General features: G+C 68.7%; 22 protein-coding genes and 1 pseudogene. 13 read left to right on the top strand and 10 right to left on the bottom strand.

The window, feature by feature from the left end; translation table 11 throughout:
• Positions 1–61: 61 nt before the first annotated feature.
• Entirely contained in the window at positions 62–343 is a 282-nt protein-coding gene (locus ACFV7R_RS25535) for a hypothetical protein (RefSeq protein WP_385267346.1), read from the bottom strand.
• A 184-nt stretch (positions 344–527) separates the two neighbouring features.
• Here ACFV7R_RS25535 and ACFV7R_RS25540 point away from each other — a divergent pair, with 184 nt between their 5' ends.
• The 3 genes from ACFV7R_RS25540 (at position 528) to ACFV7R_RS25550 (ending at position 3,468) form a co-directional block, all read left to right on the top strand.
• Positions 528–1,805, top strand: coding sequence for a Tat pathway signal protein (locus ACFV7R_RS25540; protein ID WP_385267349.1), 1,278 nt, complete (start codon positions 528–530; stop codon positions 1,803–1,805).
• Positions 1,802–2,350, top strand: a complete 549-nt coding sequence (locus tag ACFV7R_RS25545) for a GNAT family N-acetyltransferase (protein WP_385267351.1) — start codon at positions 1,802–1,804, stop codon at positions 2,348–2,350. Before ACFV7R_RS25540 ends, ACFV7R_RS25545 begins: the two co-directional genes overlap by 4 nt.
• A 167-nt stretch (positions 2,351–2,517) precedes the next feature.
• Positions 2,518–3,468, top strand: a complete 951-nt coding sequence (locus ACFV7R_RS25550; RefSeq protein ID WP_385267354.1) for an asparaginase — start codon at positions 2,518–2,520, stop codon at positions 3,466–3,468.
• Between the two features lie 1,608 nt (positions 3,469–5,076).
• Here ACFV7R_RS25550 and ACFV7R_RS25555 read toward each other — a convergent pair.
• The gene (locus ACFV7R_RS25555) at positions 5,077–5,883 is read right to left on the bottom strand and encodes an MBL fold metallo-hydrolase (protein ID WP_385267356.1); all 807 of its coding nucleotides are present in this window, start codon (positions 5,881–5,883) and stop codon (positions 5,077–5,079) included.
• A gap of 116 nt (positions 5,884–5,999) precedes the next feature.
• Positions 6,000–6,872, bottom strand: a complete 873-nt coding sequence (locus ACFV7R_RS25560) for a LysR family transcriptional regulator (protein ID WP_385267358.1) — start codon at positions 6,870–6,872, stop codon at positions 6,000–6,002.
• A gap of 210 nt (positions 6,873–7,082) precedes the next feature.
• Between ACFV7R_RS25560 and ACFV7R_RS25565 the strand changes: the two genes are divergently transcribed.
• Positions 7,083–8,114 carry a nitronate monooxygenase gene (locus ACFV7R_RS25565; protein WP_385267361.1) on the top strand — a complete coding sequence of 344 codons (1,032 nt, stop codon included), beginning with the start codon at positions 7,083–7,085 and terminating at the stop codon, positions 8,112–8,114.
• A gap of 106 nt (positions 8,115–8,220) precedes the next feature.
• On the opposite strand, the gene ACFV7R_RS25570 is transcribed toward ACFV7R_RS25565, so the two are convergent.
• Complete coding sequence (locus tag ACFV7R_RS25570; protein WP_385267363.1) at positions 8,221–8,781, bottom strand: SDR family NAD(P)-dependent oxidoreductase; 561 nt, start codon at positions 8,779–8,781, stop codon at positions 8,221–8,223.
• A 140-nt stretch (positions 8,782–8,921) separates the two neighbouring features.
• Here ACFV7R_RS25570 and ACFV7R_RS25575 point away from each other — a divergent pair, with 140 nt between their 5' ends.
• A complete protein-coding gene (locus ACFV7R_RS25575; RefSeq protein WP_385267366.1) occupies positions 8,922–9,182 on the top strand; it encodes a hypothetical protein in 261 nt (86 codons plus the stop codon).
• 116 nt (positions 9,183–9,298) lie between these two features.
• Here the strand turns inward: ACFV7R_RS25575 and ACFV7R_RS25580 are convergent, their stop codons facing one another.
• From ACFV7R_RS25580 to ACFV7R_RS25590, 3 genes and pseudogenes are all read right to left on the bottom strand, one after another.
• Positions 9,299–9,748, bottom strand: a complete 450-nt coding sequence (locus ACFV7R_RS25580) for a hypothetical protein (RefSeq protein ID WP_385267368.1) — start codon at positions 9,746–9,748, stop codon at positions 9,299–9,301.
• Positions 9,749–9,895: 147 nt separating this feature from the next.
• Positions 9,896–10,912: an alcohol dehydrogenase gene (locus tag ACFV7R_RS25585; protein ID WP_385267770.1), complete on the bottom strand. Its 1,017-nt coding sequence runs from the start codon at positions 10,910–10,912 to the stop codon at positions 9,896–9,898.
• A 249-nt stretch (positions 10,913–11,161) separates the two neighbouring features.
• Positions 11,162–11,686, bottom strand: a pseudogene (locus ACFV7R_RS25590) (hypothetical protein); the annotation flags it as partial.
• Here ACFV7R_RS25590 and ACFV7R_RS25595 point away from each other — a divergent pair.
• The 4 genes from ACFV7R_RS25595 (at position 11,674) to ACFV7R_RS25610 (ending at position 13,983) form a co-directional block, all read left to right on the top strand.
• Entirely contained in the window at positions 11,674–12,246 is a 573-nt protein-coding gene (locus tag ACFV7R_RS25595) for a TetR family transcriptional regulator C-terminal domain-containing protein (RefSeq protein ID WP_385267370.1), read from the top strand. The pseudogene ACFV7R_RS25590 and the gene ACFV7R_RS25595 sit on opposite strands and share 13 nt — an antisense overlap.
• Positions 12,247–12,551: 305 nt before the next feature.
• Positions 12,552–13,163: an NAD(P)H:quinone oxidoreductase type IV gene (wrbA, locus tag ACFV7R_RS25600; protein WP_385267373.1), complete on the top strand. Its 612-nt coding sequence runs from the start codon at positions 12,552–12,554 to the stop codon at positions 13,161–13,163.
• A 66-nt stretch (positions 13,164–13,229) separates the two neighbouring features.
• On the top strand, positions 13,230–13,523 hold the full coding sequence (locus ACFV7R_RS25605; protein ID WP_385267375.1) for a muconolactone Delta-isomerase family protein: 294 nt from the start codon (positions 13,230–13,232) through the stop codon (positions 13,521–13,523).
• 88 nt (positions 13,524–13,611) lie between these two features.
• Positions 13,612–13,983, top strand: coding sequence for an SgcJ/EcaC family oxidoreductase (locus ACFV7R_RS25610; protein WP_385267377.1), 372 nt, complete (start codon positions 13,612–13,614; stop codon positions 13,981–13,983).
• A 206-nt stretch (positions 13,984–14,189) separates the two neighbouring features.
• Here the strand turns inward: ACFV7R_RS25610 and ACFV7R_RS25615 are convergent, their stop codons facing one another.
• A complete protein-coding gene (locus ACFV7R_RS25615) occupies positions 14,190–14,753 on the bottom strand; it encodes a CGNR zinc finger domain-containing protein (protein ID WP_385267379.1) in 564 nt (187 codons plus the stop codon).
• A 479-nt stretch (positions 14,754–15,232) separates the two neighbouring features.
• On the opposite strand from ACFV7R_RS25615, the gene ACFV7R_RS25620 reads away from it, so the two are divergent.
• The 4 genes from ACFV7R_RS25620 to ACFV7R_RS25635 all read left to right on the top strand — a co-directional run bounded on the left by ACFV7R_RS25620 (position 15,233) and on the right by ACFV7R_RS25635 (position 18,666).
• The gene (locus ACFV7R_RS25620) at positions 15,233–15,901 is read left to right on the top strand and encodes a molybdopterin-dependent oxidoreductase (RefSeq protein ID WP_385267772.1); all 669 of its coding nucleotides are present in this window, start codon (positions 15,233–15,235) and stop codon (positions 15,899–15,901) included.
• Positions 15,849–16,541 (top strand): cytochrome b/b6 domain-containing protein, encoded by a 693-nt coding sequence (locus ACFV7R_RS25625; protein WP_385267381.1) that lies wholly within the window; start codon positions 15,849–15,851, stop codon positions 16,539–16,541. The genes ACFV7R_RS25620 and ACFV7R_RS25625 overlap by 53 nt, the downstream gene beginning before the upstream one ends.
• A gap of 383 nt (positions 16,542–16,924) precedes the next feature.
• Complete coding sequence (locus ACFV7R_RS25630) at positions 16,925–18,046, top strand: IS630 family transposase (protein ID WP_385267384.1); 1,122 nt, start codon at positions 16,925–16,927, stop codon at positions 18,044–18,046.
• Positions 18,047–18,096: 50 nt separating this feature from the next.
• Positions 18,097–18,666: a hypothetical protein gene (locus ACFV7R_RS25635; protein WP_385267387.1), complete on the top strand. Its 570-nt coding sequence runs from the start codon at positions 18,097–18,099 to the stop codon at positions 18,664–18,666.
• Between the two features lie 332 nt (positions 18,667–18,998).
• On the opposite strand, the gene ACFV7R_RS25640 is transcribed toward ACFV7R_RS25635, so the two are convergent.
• Both ACFV7R_RS25640 and ACFV7R_RS25645 read right to left on the bottom strand, forming a co-directional pair.
• The gene (locus ACFV7R_RS25640; protein ID WP_385267389.1) at positions 18,999–19,817 is read right to left on the bottom strand and encodes an enoyl-CoA hydratase/isomerase family protein; all 819 of its coding nucleotides are present in this window, start codon (positions 19,815–19,817) and stop codon (positions 18,999–19,001) included.
• Positions 19,814–20,674, bottom strand: a complete 861-nt coding sequence (locus tag ACFV7R_RS25645; protein WP_385267774.1) for an enoyl-CoA hydratase/isomerase family protein — start codon at positions 20,672–20,674, stop codon at positions 19,814–19,816. The genes ACFV7R_RS25640 and ACFV7R_RS25645 overlap by 4 nt, the downstream gene beginning before the upstream one ends.
• Positions 20,675–20,715: the final 41 nt, after the last annotated feature.

Below are 20,715 nucleotides of genomic sequence, written 5' to 3' on the forward strand. Positions count from 1 at the left end.
ACACGCGCGCCGAACCGAAGACCACCTTCGCCCCCGACTCACCGATCCGATCATGGACTCATTACCCGGCCAAGGCTGCGTGACGAGCCACTAGCACTGCCAGGCGCAGCGTCAGCTCGCGGCCGGGCAGCTGACCGTGCCGTATGGCGTTGGTGACGAGCTCCGAGACGACGAGCGCAGCGTTGTCCACGTCGCCAGCCCACCGCATGACCGTCAGCTGGCGGCGGGTGTGGATGCGGGCCAACCGCACCACGCCTGCCACCATCGAATAGTGCAGCGTCCACTCCTGCACGGCAGGGGCGGCTGTTAGCTCCTGCTGTGCCTCGACGTCCGTCGTGTTCACGGTCGCTGGTCCCCTCATCGGCGGCAAGTCCGGCGCCTGTGTCTGAGCAGCGGCGCATGTCGACCAGGTAACCGCCGCAAAGGGAGCGCAGCCAGGTAATCCCGGAAGCCGTCGTCTCGCCAACAACCGGTAATTTTTGCTCGCCTGATGAGTAGTCATCTCATGCAGCCGCTACCGTTGGGACATGGTGGACAACGTGTTACTCGCTGCCCGGATGGAGTCCGCGGGGCTCAAGCAGCACGAACTCGCCGAGGCCCTGAACCAGCGCATCGCGTCCTTCACCGGCACCCACGGCACACTCCAGGACCGTCACATCAGGAACTGGCTCACCGGAAAAACACGGTGGCCGCAGGCGCGACAACGACGCGCTCTCGAAGAAGAATTCGGATGCCCCGTGGAGGAGCTCGGGTTCATCAGACCCAAGCGCCGAACCACCGCCCCACCTGCACCATCGGAGGACCCCGTGCGGCGACGCACTTTTGCCAGCACCGCGGCCGGCCTGGTCGCAGCAGCTGCACTCCCTGCGGCTTCAGCCAGCGCCTACCGGCGCATCGGTATGTCGGATGCGGACCGTCTAGAGACCGCCTTCACCGAACTCGTTGCAGCCGACAATGCGCACGGCGGCACCATCAGTCTGGAGACCCGCGCGCTCGCCTTCGCCCACCATGCGATGGAACTCCAGTCCGTTGCCGCCGCCAGCCAACGCGTCCGAGCCCGCCTGTACTACCTGGCAGCTGCCTTCACTGGCACCGCCCTGTGGGCGGCCATCGACGACTACGCCCCCGATCGGGCCGCTCGACACCTCGACCGTGCCATGACCCTCGCTGGGCTTTCCGGGCACGCCGACATTATGCTGCGCCTGTGGGGGCACGCCGCGATCCTCACCCACCAACAGCAGCGCAACCACGATGCCCTGGCTGCCGTCCAGGCCGGGCGGGCCTCCGCCGCATGTCGTCGCGATCCGCTGTACCGCTCGCTCGCCGCCGCCCGTCTCGCGGGCATCCAGGCCATCGTCGGGGAGCGCAGCTCCGCGCTCCGCAGCGTCGAGCATGCCCGCTCCGCCTTTGACGCAGCTGACCCGGATGAGCGGCGCCCGGCGTGGACCGGGTTCTTCGACGCGGCGGAGCTCACCGGGCTCGCCGCCCTTACCTACAGCCGTCTGGGGATGCATGACGAGGCCGAGGCATGCCTGCACCGCACGCTGTCCCGGCTCCGGCCCGATTTCACCCGCAACGCCGTTTACTACCGCACGCACTTGGCTCTCGCCCAACTTCGCCAGGACGATGTCGAGCAGGCTTACACCACGGCCCTTTCTGTACTGCCAGCCAAAGCCAGTGGTTCACTGACCGGACGCACCGCCCGGCTGCTGGACGGCTTCACCCGAGAACTGCAAGCTGCCGCTCCAGCAACGCGGTGGACCGCTGATTGGACCGAACAGTACGTAGGAGGCACCCTGTCGTGACGGTCGAGATCAGGCACTACACCGCCGAGCAGCTGCCCGAGTTTCGGCAGACCCTCCTCGACATTCACGCCGAGGTCCGCCACCGTGACTTCGGGCTCATCGGGCCGTTCTATGAAGTCGAGCGCTTCGATGAGCGTTTGTCGTCCTACGCATCCCGGCCCGGCTGGAGTGCCGTCGTTGGCTACGAGAGTGGCGACGCCGTCGGTTTCGCGTTCGGTGTCCCCCTCGGCAGGGACACCCGCTGGTGGTCCGCCATGATCACCGAATTGCCGCAGGGGTACACCGAGGAGGACGGCAAGCGGACGGTGGCGCTCAACGAGATCGTGGTCCGCAAACCGTGGCGAGGGCGCGGCATCGCCTGGCAGATCCACGAGGAATGGCTCTCGCAGCGCACCGAGCAGCGGGTAACCCTTCTGGTGAACCCGACCGCCGGCAACGGCGCAGTGCAGGCGGTGTATGAGGCATGGGGCTACCGGGCCGTCGGCCGTCAGCAGCCGTTCCCCGACTCCCCGGTGTTCACATCGATGACCCGCGACCTGCGCTAGCCGGTCGGCCAGTCATCGCCCCCACCGGGGACTCACCCTGTCGCGCTGTCCCTGGCAGGCAGTACTCCCGTGGCGGCACCGCTCATGCACGATCAGCGCGTTCGCGGGCAGGCCCGATTCGTGGCGGGGCGGGTGGGAGGCGGCATCCGGACAGGGAAGCAGGGAATATGACGGAGTCGGTCAGGAACGTGTCGGTCTTCTCCCTCGGCGGCACGATCGCCATGACCACGGATCCCACCACCGGAGGCGTTGTACCCGCGCTCTCGGCCCACGAACTCATCGCCGCGGTACCCGCCCTGGCCACGAGCGGTATCGGCCTCAAGGTTCGGGACTTCCGGCGTCTGCCTGGCGCCTCCGTGACCTTCGAGGACCTCACCGCACTGTCGGCCGCGATCACGGCGGAGCTGGAGACCGGAGACGTCGACGGCGTCGTCATCACCCAAGGCACCGACACCATCGAAGAGACCGCCTTCTTCCTCGACCTCTACCACGGTCACGAGCAGCCGGTCGTCGTCACCGGCGCGACGCGGAACCCCACCCTGCCCGGTGCCGACGGTCCGGCCAACCTCTATGCCGCAGTCCTGGCCGCCGCCGCTCCCGGACTCAGCGGCGCCGGCTGCCTCGTCGTCCTTGGTGACGAGATCCACTCGGCCCGGACGGTCCGCAAGTCCCACACCACCAGCCCCGCCGCCTTCACCTCACCAGCAAGCGGCCCGATCGCGCGGATCGCGGAGAATCGGGTGCGGATGGTGGGCGGCCTGCCGTCCCGCGGACCGCTGGTCGGCGCCCCCGACCGTGAGGCGCGCGTCGGGCTCTACACCGTCACCCTCGACGACGACGGCACCCTGCTCGACCTGTGGGACGGCAACTGCGACGGACTCGTGGTCGCGGCCTTCGGCGTCGGTCACGTCCCGGAGCGCCTCGTCGAGGGGCTCACCAAGCTCGCGTCCCGCATCCCCGTGGTCCTCGCCTCCCGCATCGGCAACGGACCCGTCCTGTCCGACACGTACGGCTTCCCCGGCTCAGAGAAGGACCTCCTCGGACGAGGACTCATCGGCGCAGGAGACCTCGGCCCGTACCAGGCGCGGCTCCTCCTGCACGCTCTGCTCGCCCAGTAGGTGAGCGGCTTGTCCGGGCCGCGGCGGGTGCGGAAGACCGGCTCGTGCGGGGCGGGCATGCCCATCGCGTCGAGGTAAGCGGCCAGCACCACCAGAGCCTGCGGGCTCGCCGGGATCGGCTCGCGCAGTTTCGTGCCCTTGGAGACGACGTAGACGATCTGGGCCGGCCAGTCGACGTCGGCCGGGGTGACTCCGAGCAGCTCGGAGGCGCGGGCGCCGCTGGAGACGTAGAGCAGCACCGCGGCGCGGTCCCGGTCGTGGTTCATGGCCGCGAAGAACTCGCCCCACATCGCGTCCGGGATGGCCCTGGGCTCGGTGGCCGGGACACGCTGACGGAGACGGGAGCGGCGGAAGGCCGGCGTGGCCTCCGCCGGGCTGCGGTGGGCCAGAGCCCGGCGCCGTGCCTCTGAGACCGGCACCGGATTCATCAACGGTCCGTTGCCCAGGTCGCGGTGGAAGTCGTAGAAGCTGGCCACCACGGTCAGGGCGTGGTTGATCGTCGCTGGGGCGTAGCCGGCCTTGAGGTACCGCTTGCCGGTGCGGGGGTTGACCGAGCCGGGCTGCGGCGCGTCCGGTCGGGTGCGGCGGCGCTGCGGATTCGGTGCTGTACGAAGCCATCCCACTATCACTGCCACCTCCCCTTCCGTCGCCTTGTCCCAGGTTACGTTCAGCACCCACAGGAACCGGAACCACCGCAGCAGGTCATTGGCATAACTACGGCTGGTCGCTGGGCTGTTGTCGTTCAGAGCGAGATCCCGCAGGTAGGGCGTCACCGACTCGACCGGCTGTCCGTCAGGGCCAAGTACGGCGTACGGCGGGTGCTGGGTCTCCAGCTGAACGACCGAGCCGGTGCGGGGCAGGACGGCCCGCCCCTCCATCAGCTCGTTGCGTAGGTGTGCGGTCACACAGAACTCCTTGGGCAGTCGGACATCGCAATGCCCAACGACCGCAAGAAGGTGCAGTTAACTCACCATGCCTGTCACCAGGGACACGAGCCGACGGCGGACGTGGTTCACTCCGCCCCTGTGGAGCGGCAGTTCTCGAATGCCGGGGGACCGCCCTCCGCCGCTCGCCCCCGGCGTACCTCCTTGCCTTCCGGCGGGCCAGGCCCTCAGCCGGTAGGCGGGCGCACCTTGTTACGTGAAACAGGGCGTACATGGCATGCCCCGCCAGACACGATCACGTGCCTGGCGTGCGGGCGATGGCTGGTGCATGTCTCTGATGATGCCGGTGGACGACGTTGCCGGCGCTGGCCGGCGGCTCGTCGCCCCAGCCGGGGCAGAACAATGCCGTTGCGTACGTTCACGGCGCCTGGAAGAGGACAGTCACCGCCTGCAGCGCCGTCCGTCTCCCTGGAATGGGGTGTCATGACCGTCGGCGCGGACGGCACCGCGCGGCCATCGCCGGTTCCGGCGGGTGAGGGCCACGGGGGGGCATCGGGAGGCACTGGTCGAGCGTGCCCGTGCCGCCCTCGTCGAGCGCGCCTGGGCGGGTGTGAACGTGTGCTTGTCCGCCGGTGAGGGCCCTCGATCAAATTGTCGAGGTAGTTCGCTTGTCAAGGAGGTTGGTAGTGGGATATTTGTGTGCAGATTCTTCTTCGGTAATGTGTCAGGCTCGCAAACTCACCCACGACCCATGCGGGGCAATGCGCAGAAGCGATGACATCCCCGCTTCGTAGAAGGCCAGCTCGAGATCGGCGAGTCCCTCGGAAAAATGGGTCCAGCCGTCGTAGTGGGCGGGTACGACGATGTCCGCGTCCAACACCGCGGCCGCCGCGGCGGCCCGGCGGCTGTCCATGGACAGGGGCCGCCCGTCGAACTTCGCGGGTACGCGCGCCGCTCCGGCATGGAGCAGGGCGGCGCCGATGCCTGGGACGCGGCGGGACACCTCCGACACCGTACGGATGGAGGCGTTGTCACCGCTGATGTAGACCGTGGGCAGTCCGCTCCCGGACAGGACGAACCCGGTGACCTCGCAATTGACGTTGCCGTCGGCGTCCCGCTCCCCGTCCTCGGGACCGTGCACCGCCGGCACCGCGAGGACCGTGAGATCGCCGCCGCCGTCCCGGCGCGGGACGCGGTGGCTGGTCCAGGGAGACAGGCCGACGGCCGCTGCGCCGAGCCGCGCAGCGGAGAGCGGGCCGGTGACGACCACAGCGGCGGCCTGCGCGAACGCCCGTCCGCGGTCGTCCAGGTTGTCCGGGTGCTGGTCATGGCTGACCAGTACGACGTCGACGGGTCCCAGGGAACTCTCGGCGACGGCTGGACCTGCCGTCTTGGTCAGGTACCCGTGCGGGCCGGGCTCGTCGAAGGTCGGATCGCTCACGAGGCGGAGGCCACCGATGTCGATCACTGCCGTGGGGCCGCCCAGTACGGTGACCGCGCACTCCTGTCGCGCCAGCTCTGTGCTCGTCATTCGCCACCCTCGCTGATGCATTCCTTCATTTCGGACACGTCCACGCTAATGATGTGGGTCCGGTTCGGAGAAATGCCTTCGGCGAGGCATTCATGCCGAGTGCGCATCGGCACTGGTCACTCGTGCGAGAGCACGCATTCAGGCGGCACCGCCGCCACGGCGGCTTCCAGGAACCGGCGGATGAGCGTACGAGGACCATCCGGCAGGTGGATGAGGCTCACCGGGATCGGTGGCGCATTGGTGAGGTCGACGAATCGGAGAGCGGGGTGCGGGGTGCGGTGCCGCGCCACCTCCGGCACGATGCCGATTCCCCGGTTGGCGGCCACCGTCTCCACCCACTCGTCGAAGTTCGCGGTTTCGACGATCTGTTTCGGTCGCTGATCCGCCGTCCAGGAGTCGGGGCGGGTGGTGCCGCTCACGGTGTTGACGACCAACGGCCACTCTTTGACCTCGGTCCAGTCCAGCCGGTCGCGCTCGGCCAGGGCGCACTGCCGGGCACATACGGCGATGCGGGTTTCGTCGTACAGGTGGACGGTCCGTACGGGGCGAGGAGAGGTCACGTCGCCGCGGAGCACCGCGACGTCGACAGCACGCCCGAGCAGGGCCTGCACCGGATCGTCGCTGCGGACGAGAGTGACGGTTGTGTGCGTGGCCGTTTCGAAGCCGCTCACGGCCTGCTGCGCCCAGGGGTCCGGAAGCAGCCAGCTGAAGCCCAGCCGGAGTGTGACCGTCCGCCGCGCGGCGGCCAGGGCCTGGCCGAGGGTGGAAAGGACCCGCTCGGCGTGCGGCAGGAACTCCGCGCCGGCATCCGTCAGATCGACGCGGCGCGCCGTACGGTCGAGCAGACGGACGCTCAGCGCGCCTTCCAGCTGGGCGATCGTGCGGCTGAGGGCCGGCTGTGTGATCGACAGTTCCTGGGCGGCACGGGAGAAGGAGTGGAGACGGGCCACAGCGGAGAAGGCCCGCAGGTGACGCAGTTCGACCTCCATGTCTGCGCTATCCCTCGGCGGCCCATCGATGCCTGTTGTGCATAGATCCAGCCTAACCGGCATTTCACAGGCCTACGCGTATCGCCTAGCGTCTCTGCACGCCGTGACGAGGATGCCGGCGCTCGCCGAACGACGGGGGCGTTTGCGCCGTACGACAGGCCGGGGGACGGCACGTGACGGTTCGTTGCAGGAGCGGAAGAGGAGCTGAGCATGAGCCGACTGCTGTCCGACATCGGCGTCGAGTTGCCGGTACTGGCCGCGCCGATGGCCGGCGGCCCGAGCAATCCCGGACTCGTCACGACGGCGGCCCGTGCGGGCAGTTTGGGCTTTCTGGCCGGCGGCTACAAAACCGCGTCGGCCCTCGCTGAAGAGATACGCGCCGCCCGGGCACAGGACGTTCCCTTCGGCGTCAACCTGTTCGTGCCCGGTCCGATGCCCATCTCGTCCGAGGCCTACCGCCAGTACGCTCGCACGTTGCAGCCAGAGGCCGACCACTACGGGCTGACACTGAACGACGTCACGCCGGTGCAGGACGACGACGACTGGGCGGCGAAGATCGACGTAGTCACCGGGACGCCGGTCCCGTGGGTCTCGTTCACCTTCGGCATCCCCGACCGCACCGTCATCGAGGCACTGCGCCGATCCGGCACCGTGGTCCTGCAGACCGTCACATCGGCCGAAGAGGCCGACCGCGCGGCAGAGGCGGGAGCGGACGCGCTGGTCGTGCAGGCAGCCACGGCGGGTGGGCACTCGGCCACGCTCACCCCCGACCGCCCGCCGAGCTCCGCCTCGCTGCCCGACCTGGTCGCAAGCGTCCGGCGCACCACCGCACTTCCGCTCGTCGCCGCCGGCGGCATAGCGACCGCTGCCGACGTGACCGCCGCGTTGCGTGCGGGCGCGGATGCCACGATGGTCGGCACCGTCCTGCTACGCACGGAAGAGAGCGGAGCATCCGCCGCTCACCAGCGGGCCCTGGCGGACCCTGCCTTCGACACCACCGTTCTGACCCGCGCTTTCACCGGTCGGCCCGCCCGTGGGCTGCGCAACTACTTCACCGACCGCTACGACCCCGTGGCACCGGCCAGTTACCCGGCGGTCCACCACCTCACCGCCCCACTGCGCAAGGCCGCCAGTGCGGCGGGCGACACCAGGCTCATCCACCTGTGGGCCGGTACGGGGTACCGCCAGGCGAGGAAGGAGTCCGCCGCCCGGACTCTGCATCGACTCTCCGGTCTGTCGTGAGCCGGCGTGAGTGGCCCGCCGGAGCGCGGTGGGACGTCGGTGCCTCGGATCAACCGCGCACATACCCAGGGCACCGCACACTCGCGGCGCCCTGGGGACGTGGCCCTCAGTGGCCGGCGCTCTGCCCGCCGTCGACGTGGAGGATCTCGCCGGTGACGAACGGGGCCTTCTCCAGATAGAGAACCGCGTCCACGACATCCTGGATTTCGCCCATCCGGCCCATCGGGTGCATCGCCCCCAGCGTGTCGTGGTACTCCTGCGGGTGCATGGGCGTCTTGATGACACCGAGTGCGACCGCGTTGCTGCGGGTGCCGCGGCCGGCGTACTCGATGGCCAAGGACCTGGTCGCGGCCTGCAGGCCACCCTTGGTCAGCGAGGCCAGAACCGACGGGAGGGCCGAGCTGGCGTGGTCGACCAGGCTGGTCGTGATCTGGACCGTGTCGATGCGGCCGAAGCGCTCGATCGCGGCGCTTGTCACGCGTTCGGCGGTGGCGGTGTCGGCGATGTCGCCCTGAACGGTGATGACGTTGGGGTCCTGTGAGGGCGTGATGCTGCGTGAGGTGGCGACGACCGCGTAGCCGAATCGACGGTACGCGTCGACCAGGCCGGTGCCGATGCCCTGGGATGCACCGGTGATGACGGCGACCTTCTGATCAGGGGTGCTCATTGTGACCCTCCAAGGGGATGTCTGGTCCGGCGTTTCCGTCTGGTGAGAGCAGACCCCGCGGAGGCGTGTGTTCCGTTGAGCAGGCGGATGGCGAAGCTGGTACAGGCCGCGACGGGGAAGCTGAAGATCCACAGGCCGGGATGGAACGAGGGCTGGCGCAGCTCGGGGACAAGGAAGGCGACGAGGAGCAGGGTGAAGAGAAGGACACCGGCGAAGCCGTGGGCGACTGCGTCGACGGCTCCCTGGTGGGCTGGAATCCAGGCGATGCCTCCGGTTGCCGACGGGATGGTCAGCACGGTGAGCGCGGACCGGCCGGCTGGCAGCCCGGTGGTGACGAGGCTGCCGAGTATGACGCTGCCGAAGGCCGGCCAGTACAGCCGTCCGACGGCGAATGCGCGTAGTCGCCGACGGTGGGCACCCCGAGCGTCGAGGCGGTGGCGCCCGCGATGAACGGAGCGGAGGGGACGGGCGGCAGGTAGCCGGGGTGCAACACAGTCGTGGTGAGTCCGCCCGTGAGTCAATGGGCCTGCAGCCGGACGGCGATGAGGGCAGCGAGGAGGACCAGGACCGCGTATGCGCCACGAGCCGCACCGGTCCCGGCGCGGGAGAAGTGACCGGTGATCAGCATGCCGATGAGGGGAAGGTAGGCGAGGGCGAACCTCCGGCCGGGATGGCGGAGGTGGTGCCACCTGGCTTCGCCGTGCCGCAGGTACGGAAGCAGCAGCACCGGCCAGACAAGACCCCTGAGGGTGAAGAACGGGTCGCTGACCGGCAGCGCGGCCGGGTGCGTCGTCGCCGCTGCCTGCCATGCGCATCCCAGACCCGCCGTGCCGAGGGAGATGGACATCAGGCTCATCCGGGCCGCGCGGATCTCGTGACTGCCGGCGAGACCCGCCAGGTCGGTAGCGGCCTGGCGCGAACGCACGTCGTGTCGCGCCACGACGGTGCCCTCTTCGGGGACAGTCATGGTCGTGAAGTTCTGGGGGGCGTCGAGGAGCGGGATGAAGGTGGTGCGGGATGTGTCCCGTGTCGCGGACGGGCGGAGGGGCGGGCCTGACGCCGGTCCGCACGGCGGTGCCGGGTGGGTTGTGTCCCGCCCGGCACCGCCGTTGCCTCAGGCCGCTACGTCGAGCACCACACGGAAGCGGGCCTCGCCCGACAGCATGCGCTCGTAGGCCTCGGGCGCCTGGGAGAAGGGCATGACCTCGACGCTGGGGCGGATATCGTGGGCGAGGCTGAAGGCAAGGTTGTCCTCGTTCTCGATGGACGAACCGGTCAGGCTGCCGACGACGGAATGAGTGCCGAAGATCAGGTCGGGGGTCGAGATCGTCAGGGGGTCGGGCGCGGCACCCACCACGACGAGCTTGCCGTTCGGGGCGAGGCCGCGGACCAGCGGGTTCATGGAGGCACCGTTGGACGCCGTGGCGATGATGAGGGAAGCGCCGCCCAGGGCGCTCAGGGCGGCACCGGGATCGGTGCTGTTGCTGTCGATGTACTCGTGGGCGCCCAACTGCCGGGCGGACGCCTCCTTCTCCTTGCCCCGCGCCACGGCGACGACCCGGTAGCCGAGACTGCGCGCGTACTGCAGGGCCAGGTGTCCCAGACCGCCGATGCCCTGTACGGCGACCAGGGCGCCGGCCCGCGTCGGCCCCTGCTGGAGTGCGGTGAAGGTGGTCAGACCGGCGCACAGCAGCGGAGCGGCGTCGATCGCCGAGATGCCCTCAGGTATACGCACCAGCCCGCTGGCGCGGGCGTACGCCACCTCTGCATATCCACCGTCGATCGTGGTCCCTGTCTGCTGCTGGTTGCGGCAGTTCACGAAGTCGCCTCGGCGGCACGGCTCGCATTCCCAGCACTGGCCGTTCAGGAAGCCGACGCCGACGCGATCGCCGGGCTGCCAGGTGGTGACGCCGGCCCCGACGGCGTCGATGACGCCGACGATCTCATGCCCAGGGACGACGGGCTGCGAGGGGTCCTGGCGCAGGCCTTCCACGGCCAGTACATCGGTGTGGCAGACCCCGCAGGCTTCGACTCGCAACCGGACGTGTCCCGGTGCGGGATCGACCAGATCACGCTCGACAAGCTGCAGGTTGTGAACGCCGGTGGCCTCGAAGGCCTGGTACGTGGACATGACTGCTCCTGAGTGTGGTGCTGCCCATACAGGCAGTGGGCCCCTCCTGGGCGACCGCGGTTTGCGGCACACCGTGTCTGCGTGAGGCCCGCGTGGGTGAGGATGGCAACCGTAAAAATGACCGGTCGTCTTAACCGAGGTTAACCCATCGTGCTCCGCAGTTCTTCCACGGACGAGACGGCGCAGCTGACCGGCGAGCAACGTGTTGACGCGAGGTGGCATGGCGGAGGTGAGAGCGCCGGCGTGCGGACTGATCAGGACGCCCGGATCGGTCCACAGGGGATGCCCTTTCGACGGCGGTTCGGGATCGGTCACATCGAGGGCTGCGCGCGGTCGGCCCTCCTCCATGCCGGGGAGCAGTGACATGGGGGTCAGTGGCCGCAGCGCCACGGCGGCGTCCTTGGTGAGCGGGGGAGCCCAGAAGTCGACGAGGGCCGGATCCGTGGGACAGCCGTCGCGGCCGTCCTGTTCACTCCTTGCGATGGGGGCGCGCAGAACGACCTCGTCGCACGTCATCGAGGGGGCAACCGATGCGCGCAGCGGGCCACGTCTCAGCCAGGAGGGCTCATGCGGCTCTCGCGTCACCGGGCCGGGGAGGCCGCAGGACCTTATGCACCGGACTACAATATGGTCGGTCATTTCACTTCCGGAGCCAGTGCGTCCGTCACATGTCACTCGTCGATCTCCGCAACACGCGTCCGCGAAGGTCCGGCTGACTCGCCGCAAGGAGCCCGGGACATGTCGGACGGAGGGTGAGGGAGATGGGGCGAGCATCCAAGCGTGAGGACATCGCGCAGGCGGCTTTCCGGCAGTTCCACGCGCGGGGATTCAACGCCACCGGCATCAACGACATCACCCAGGCCGCGGGAGTCCCCAAGGGCTCGTTCTACAACCACTTCTCCAGTAAGGAGGAGAGTGCCGTGGAGGCGCTGAACCGGTACGCCGCCACGTTGCGCTTCGACATGCTCGCGGCGTCGGACAGGCCGCCGTTGGAGCGGCTTCGCGCGCACTTCGAGTTCTTGAGCAAGGACACGGTGGAGAACGGGTTCGTCCGCGGCTGCCTGGTGGGCAATTTCGGCGCGGAGGTGGCCGACCACAACGAGGAGATCCGGGCCGCGGTCAACCGTGGTTTCGGCCGGTGGGGCGAGGGTATCCAGCACGTGCTCGTCGAGGCGCAGGAGGCGGGTGACCTGGACGGTGAGCTCGATGCTGAGGCCACCGCGCTGTTCATCCTCAGCGCCTGGGAGGGGACACTGATCGCGGCGCGGGCCGGCAAGTCGGCGGCCCCCGTGGACGCGTTCTTCCGCACGGTGTTCGACGTGGTCCTCGGTTAGGGCCACTGTCGTTCGGATCACTTCGTTGTCGCGCCCGGACCAGGGCGACTGTGACGTACGGCATCCTTCAGTCGAGTCGAGTCGAGTCGAGTCGAGTCGAGTCGAGTCGAGTCGAGTCGAGCGACGCCGACCCGATCGGAGCGGCGCCTGGTTCGTGTAGCTGCACGCGGGGAGCGGGTCAGGGGGTGGGTCTGTGTCGCTCCCCACAACCGGATGCGTTGACGCTAGCCGACCGGTCACCTAATTTAGATGACCGGTCGGCTAGTCGCCACCGCCCATGTACTTCCCGCGAACGGAGCACTCCCATGGCCACCCCAATAAAGCTCGCCATCATCCACTACTCGTCCACCGGCACGATTGCGGAGATCGCCAAGGAGCTGCACGACGCGGGCGTCAAGGCCGGCGCCGAGGTCCGTCTCCTCAAGGTCGCCGAGCTCGCCCCGCAGGCAGCCATCGAGTCCAACCCCGCCTGGGCTGCCCACCACACGGCCAGCGCAGACATCCCGGAAGCCACCGCCGAGGACGTCGAATGGGCCGATGCCGTGCTCTTCGGCACGCCGACCCGCTTCGGCAACGTTTCGGCGCAGCTCAAGCAGTTCATCGACACGCTGGGCGGCCTGTGGGCCGAGGGGAAGCTCGTCAACAAGGTCTACAGCGGCTTCGTCTCCAGCGCCACGGCTCACGCCGGCCAGGAGTCGACTCTGCTCGCGCTCTACAACTCGATCCACCACTTCGGCGGTATCACCGTCACTCCCGGTTTCACCGACCCGCAGAAGTTTGTCGACGGCAACCCCTACGGCACCTCTCACGTCGACGGCCAGGGCACCACTCCCGTGGACGACGTCACGCGTGCCGCCGCCCGCATCCAGGCCGAGCGAGTCGTCCAGATCGCCGGCGCGCTGAAGACCGCGGCCTGACGACCGGCGGCGTCAGCCCACGCTCGTGAGGGCGACCCCCGTACCGATCCGAGAGAGGACAAGGCCATGAAGGAATTCCTGGTCGAGTTGGCCACCACAGTGCCCGAGGGCACCGACCAGGCAGAGGTCGACAGGCGCCGTGCCGCCGAAGCCGTCCGGGCCAAGGAACTTGCCGCCCAAGGACACTTGTTCCGGCTGTGGCGTCCGGTCGGAGAGCTGCGCAGCATCGGGGTGTGGCGTGCCGACGACGAGGTGGAGCTGCGTGAGAAGGTCCTCGGGAGTCTGCCGCTGTGGCCCTGGATGGTGGCCGTGGTCACCCCTCTGCAGTCGCATCCCAACGACCCCGGTCGAGCGAGCTGAGTTGCCGGTGTTGCACTGTGTTCGGGAGCGGTGACGCCCGCTCCCGAGTGCAGTGTGCAGCCCTCTCCCGCGAGATGAGGAACTCTTCATGGAGACTGCGGAAGCACAGCTGACCATCCTGCGCCGTGTCATGGACCGTTGGAAGACCGCCGTCGATGCACATGAGCCGCAGCAGGTGGCAGGGTGTTTCACGGAGGACGCGATCTTCCAGGGACTTCGGCCCTACAGCGTCGGACGCCCCGGGATTGCCGAGTACTACGACTCCCAGCCACTCGGGCTGGTGGCCGACTACGAGGTACTCGAAATCCGTACCCTCGCCGAAGATGTCCTGCTCGGTTACCTCAGCGTCGCTTTCCCCTTCACCGACCGGCCGGCCATTCCGGTCACTCTCACGGTCGTGCTCCGTCGTATGGACGGTGAGTGGTGCATCGGCCACTACCGGGTCAGCAGGCGTGACTGACCGGTTCCCGGACTGAGTGGGGGATGTGACGACGTCACCGCCGAGCATCTGGGTGGTCGGCACCACTGACCTGTGCTGTGGACGAGCGGAGTGATGTGGCCGTGCCCATGACTCCGCCCGATCCACCGACGGCCTGCTGCCTCCCGTGCGACGGGGAGGCAGCAGGCCGTCATGATGTGCGCGCCATCTCCGCGCGGCGCCGGGCTTCAGCGAGCGGCTGCCGCAGGAGCGGTCGCCTTGCGGGCGCGGTAGGCGGCTGCCTTGAACTTGTTCCCGCAGGAGGTCATGCCGCACCACTGCCGGCGCACACCACGTGAGCGGTCGACGTAGACGCGAGTGCACTCAGGATTGCCGCACTCCTTCATCAGGGGCACATCCGGACCGCTGAGCAGTTCAATGGCATGCCGGGCGACGGTGGACAGGGCTTGTTCGTGGGTCGCCTCGGTCCAGCGTCCGGTCGGTGTGAGCTGAGGCGCTGCCGAAGGTTTGCGCGCGGCGCCGTTCAGCAGGCGCAGGGCCTTCTCGTCGTACTCCTGACCGAAGCGGCGGGCCGTGCTCAGGTCGTAGATCGCCTCCTGCACATCCTTGGCGTGTTGGACGTCGGCGTCGTCGGCGGGGTCGATCCGGTCAACGAGTCCGGACTCCAGGTACCAGGCGTCCAGCCGGTCCGGCGTCGCGAACATCTCGAAGCGCACCGAGCGTCGCGCGCGCAGGGTCGCGGCGAAGTCGAGGGCGGGGTTGCCACAGACGAAGACATGAGCGTGATGCACGTCACCGTTTTGGCGGGTTACTTACATGGCGACAAGAGCCCCCATTCCCTGACGGCTGAGCCGACGGCCCGGTGTAGCTGTGCAGTTCATCCCGTCCAGACGCCTGTCGTTGACGCCGTCCGGAGGGCCATGCCAGTATCGTCACCACTTGAACCGGTGATATTCTCGGGGTCGGCGCAAGTCCAGGACTTGAGCAGCCTGTGCCGACACGACGCATCCGGAGCGAACGCTCCGGTCCCTGCCCGTAGTTGTCACCGGCCCATCCGTGCAGTCCCGGGCTTCCCGTCCCTCGCAGAGCAGACGCGGGCCGCGCGGTGGCGGACGACGTCTCCGTTACGGCGGACACCACCTTCGGCTGCATGAACGCGACCGTCATCAACGACGCGCGTGCCTGGAGCAGTTGCGACATCGCAGGAGGACGGAACATGGCAGAACAGCCGAGGCGGAACACCGACGGCGCACCGGTGGGGCGGCGCGCCATGCTGGGCATGCTCGCCGCGGGTGCCGCGGGCCTCGCCGCCGCTCCCTATCTGCAGCGGGGCTGGGAAGGGTTCCTGGGTGCCGCTTCCCAAGTCGACGCGACGGGTTTGACCGGGTTGCTGCCCAATCCGGGCGGCTTCCGGTACTACAGCGTCGTCGGCTCGGTACCGCGCAAGGACGAGACGAACTACGAACTCCGGATCGACGGCCTGGTCGACCGGCCGAAGACCTACACCCTGCCCGAGCTGCGCGCCATGCCCCAGACACGAGTCGTTGCCGACGTCCTCTGCACGGACGGATGGCGGGTGGACGACACGCCCTTCGAGGGCGTGAAGCTCGCGGACCTCCTCGACGCCGCCGGAGTGCGTTCCGAGGGCGCGGCCATCCGGTTCAAGTGTTTCGACGGCGTTTACACCGAAAGCCTCACCCTCGAGCAGGCACGTCGCTCGGACGTCCTGGTTGCACTGAACATGCAGGACAAGCCCATCACCCACGAGCACGGAGGGCCGGTGCGCCTCTACGTGGCTCCCATGTACTTCTACAAGTCGGCCAAGTGGCTGTCCGGCATCACGGTCACCAAGAAGGTCGTCCCCGGCTACTGGGAGGAGCGCGGTTATGCGGTCGACGGCTGGCTCGACGACGCCGACCGGGGCAATGCAACAGCCTGAGCGGAGCGGGCGCATGCGCCGGTTCAGCCCGGCCGAACGCATGGTCCACCGGGCGACCGGCTGGCTCATGCTGATCTGCCTGGTCACCGCGGCCTGCTTGTATCTCGGCCCGCTGGCCCAACTCGTCGGCCGCCGCCACCTCATGGCCACCGTCCACGAGTGGTCGGGCATCTGTCTGCCGATCCCCTTCCTGCTCGGGCTCTTCTCCCGGGACTTCCGCGCGGACCTGAGCCGGCTGAACCGCTTCGCGGTGTACGACCGACGGTGGCTGAGGGCTGCTCGCAGACGGCTCACGTCGCCGGAGGCCCGCCCAGCCGGGAAGTTCAACGCGGGTCAGAAGCTCTTTGCGGGTTGGATCGCCGGCGTGGTGCTGGTGATGATGTTCACCGGACTTCTTATGTGGTTCATGGACCTGCTGCCGTTCATCTCCCGCACGAGCGCCATCTTCATCCACGACTGCCTCGCCTGGGCGATCACGATCGTTCTGATCGGGCACATGCGCAAGGCGTACCAGGATCCCGAGGCGCGGCTCGGGATGCGTACGGGATACGTGAGCCGGTCCTGGGCGGCGCGGCACCACTCCAAGTGGGTGCGGCACGACGACGCGGATACTGCGGCCCACGAGAGGGACAGCGGCTGACATTGCGGTCGATCACCCAGTGGCTCCTGGCCCAGGTCCACCGTCCGCATGTGGGCACGTCGACGTGCACGTGCCACCGATGAGCCGGACATGTCCCGGCGCAGGGCGGGAACGAGGTGTGAAAGGGGCCGCACCTCCGCTCACATGCGCGGTGACCTGGCTGCCAGGACCGGTCCAATCCGTCGGCGCGGCCGGACCGGCGCCGCAGGTTGGTGACCGTTGCAGGAGCCGTCCTCCCGGACAGAGCCGGTGCGGTGATGGCCAGTCGTTCCGCTGTCCTGTGAGTGCGTCTCCGGCTAGTGCTCTGACCGCATAGGTTCGCCGGGTCGGTGGTCCGGGCGGTTGGATGTGCGGTGACGTTCGATCCGACTGCTGGGGGTGCGGTGGCTGAGCCTGTCCGTGTGCGCAGGTTGACCGACCAGGAGGGGCAGAAGCTGCAGCAGATCGTGCGCCGGGGAAGCACCAGTTCGGTGCGGTTTCGGCGCGCGATGATGCTGCTGGCTTCTGCGGGCGGGAACCGGGTGCCGGTGATCGCGAAGCTGGTACAGGCCGATGAGGACACCGTCCGCGATGTGATCCACCGGTTCAACGAGATCGGCCTGGCCTGTCTGGACCCTCGGTGGGCGGGAGGCCGTCCCCGCCTGCTCAGCCCTGACGACGAGGACTTCGTCGTCCAGACGGCCACCACCCGCCCGACCAAGCTCGGCCAGCCCTTCACCCGCTGGTCGATCCGCAAACTCGCCGCTTACCTGCGGAAAGTGCACGGCCGCGTGATCCGGATCGGCCGGGAGGCGTTACGGTGCATGCTCGCCCGCCGCGGCGTCACCTTCCAGCGCACCAAGACGTGGAAGGAGTTGCCCGACCCCGAGCGCGACGCCAAGCTCGACCGCATCGAGGAGGTGCTGGAGCGCTTCCCGGACCGCGTGTTCGCATTTGATGAGTTCGGTCCGCTCGGCATCCGGCCCACCGCCGGGTCGTGCTGGGCTGAGCAGGGCCGGCCCGAGCGGCACCCCGCGACCTACCACCGCACCCACGGAGTTCGCTATTTCCACGGCTGCTACTCGGTCGGCGACGACACCCTGTGGGGCGTCAACCGCCGCAAGAAGGGCGCTGCGAACACCCTGGCCGCGCTCAGATCAATCCGCGCGGCCCGCCCGGACGGCGCCCCGATCTACGTCATCCTGGACAACCTGTCCGCCCACAAGGGCGAGCAGATCCGGCGCTGGGCGAAGAAGAACCGGGTCGAGCTGTGCTTCACCCCGACCTATGCGTCCTGGGCCAACCCGATCGAGGCCCACTTCGGACCGCTGCGGCAATTCACCGTCGCCAACTCCCACCACCCCCACCACACCATCCAGACTCGGGCCCTGCATGCCTACCTGCGCTGGCGCAACACCAACGCCCGCCACCCGGACGTCCTCGCGGCCCAGCGCAAGGAACGTGCCCGGATCCGCAGCGAGAAGGGCATCCGCTGGGGCGGCAGACCCATCACCGCCGCGGCCTGAACGAACGAACAGCACAGCCGCACCACAACCTGCCTTGCGAGGAGCACTGCATGGACCACCAAGACGTTCAGGCCGCCGTGGCGGAGATGCTGGAGGTTCTGGGGCCTCGCACGGGCGAGGACTGGACGGTTTCGGCCGGCCCGCTGGAGTGGAGCTGCCAGCAGACGGCCGCGCACATCGGCCACGACCTGCTGGCCTACGCGGGCCAGCTCGCCGCGAGCCCGGCCGACGCCTACCTCCCCTTCGATCTGCGTGTGCGACCCACCGCCTCGCCTGCCGAGGTGCTGCAGGTGGCCGCCGCCTGCGGCGGGCTACTCGGCAGCGCGCTGGCCACCGCCGACCGGTCCCTGCGGGCCTGGCACTGGGGCCCGTGCGATCCGACGGGGTTCGCGGCGATGGGCGTCGCCGAGATCCTGCTGCACACCAACGACATCACCCGCGGATTGGGCGTGGACTGGCTGCCGCCGGCACCGCTATGCGCGGCCGTGCTCGACCGACTGTTCCCCGACGCCCCGCCCGGCGAGCCCGTCCGAGTGCTGCTGTGGTGCACCGGACGCGGGGACCTGGACGGTCTACCCCGCCGGACGTCGTGGGTGTGGAAGGCGGCACTGCTCGACTGAGCGCACTCAACTCGGTGAACCTATGCGGTCACAACACTAGATCCATACGGAGGTCGGGCTAATACTCCAGTTGCACTTCGCTATTGCCGCCGGTCAGGGGCCGGTTTCTGAGCATACTCAGCTGACGCCTCGTCATGTGGCGGGAGTTCGTGACCGGCGGTCCTCAATCACTGTTGTTCTGATCGTGCAAGATGATGTGTGCCCTGGCGTGTGGGCGGGAGAGCTGGACGAGGTGCTGTTGCGGGTTGGCCACCGGTTCGGCCGAGCCGATTCGGCTGGTGCGTTCGCCGAACGGGTGAGGGCGGCGCCTTCGGTGAGGCCGTCCGCGGTGTCTATTCGGCGAGGCGGCGGCCGAGGTCGAGTTCCACGCCGTCGGGGCGCTGGAGTCCGCGCTCGAACAGGGAGCGGACGCGGTGGGCGTTCTCAGGGCGTCCGGAGGTCTGGAAGAACGCCTGCAGGCCGGCGCCGTAGGACTCCTCGGTCGGCAGGGATTCGACGTCCACCAGGGCCTTGGTCCGGGCCACAGCGGTCTTGTCGAAGCCGGCGATGCGGCGGGCGAAGCCGTCGACGAACTGCTCCAGTCCGCTCTCCGGCACGACGCGGTTGACGTAGCCGTACGCCGCCGCCAGCTCGGCGGGGAAGTCGTCGGCGCCCAGCAGGATTTCGAGGGCTCGCCCTCGGCCCACGAGGCGGGGCAGTCGGCCGGTGGGATTGCCGCCGGGCACCGAACCGACGCCGACCTCGAACTGCCCGAGGACGGCGCCCGGTCCGGCGAAGCGGATGTCGGTGGCGAGGACGAACTCACTGCCGGCGCCACGGGCGCGGCCGTTGATTTCGCTGATGGTGGCGGCAGGTACCTTCCCGAGCCGGTACAGGTTGTCGGCGAACGGGTGGAGACCTGAGGGGGCCGGCTTCATCGCGGCCACGCGGGTCCGGTCGGCCAGCATGTCCCAGTGCGCCATGAAGAAGTCCGGGTTGGCGCTGCGGAAGACGACGACCGTCAGATCGGGGGCCTGCTCGATACGGGTGATCAGCTCCGCGAGCTGTTCGATGGTGTCGGGGTCGATCAGGTTGATCTCACCGTTGGAGAAGGTCACCCTCCAATAGGACGGGCTGACTTCTTCGACGGCGAACTGCTGGTGCGTGCTCATGGGAGTTCCTTCGGGTGCTGGTGCGCCGCTGTCCGGTGGAAGCGGTGTCGGGGAGTGGAGGTGGTCGGGGGGCGGTGGCCGTCACGCCCCGGACGGGTGGTCGAGACCGGGCAGGTACTGCCCCATGTGCATCTCGAAGTCGCCGGGCCGGCCCAGGCCCTGTTCCTGTGCGGCGTCGATCCGCTGCCGGCCGGCCGGGCGGCGGAGGCCCAGAACGCGCGGCTCGTGCAGGCCTGGAGGTCGTGGGCGGGGAGCGAGACCTCACCGACGAAGGCCTTCACCTCCGTGAGCGCGGCCTTGTCGAACGAGGCGATCCGCACCGCCATGTCGGCGACGAATCCGTCGAGGGCGGCGTCCGGGACCGACCGGTTGACATAGCCGTAGCGCTCGGCGAGGTCGGCGTCGTAGTCCTGGCCGGTGAGCATGATTTCCAGCGCCCGGCCGCGTCCGGTGAGGAAGGGCAGACGGTGGGTGGGGGCGCCGCCCGCCACCAGCCCTAGACCGATCTCAGGCTGGGACAGCACCGCGTGCTCCCGGCTGGCGAAGCGCATGTCGCAGGCCAGGGCGAACTCACTGCCCGCGCCCCGTGCACGCCCCCGGATCTTGGCGATCGACACGAACGGGCCCTCCGCGATCCGTGCCAGCACGTCGAGCCATGCCGACAGGCCCGTGGGCGCCGTCGACGTAGCGCTCCGGGACGGCGCCGCTGCGATGTCGTAATGCGCCAGGAAGAAGTCAGGAACCGCACTGTTGAAGACCACCACGCGTACCTCGGGGTCCTGCTCCAGTGCGCCAAGACGCTGCTGTGCGTTAACGGTGACCTCCGAGGAGCGGGTACCTGAAACCTGTCTGCCAATCTAGCACCTGGATTGGGAATGCCGTCTCAGCGGTAGGCTGG

The organism is Streptomyces sp. NPDC059866, assembly GCF_042731325.1.
Classification (GTDB): domain Bacteria; phylum Actinomycetota; class Actinomycetes; order Streptomycetales; family Streptomycetaceae; genus Streptomyces; species Streptomyces flavusporus.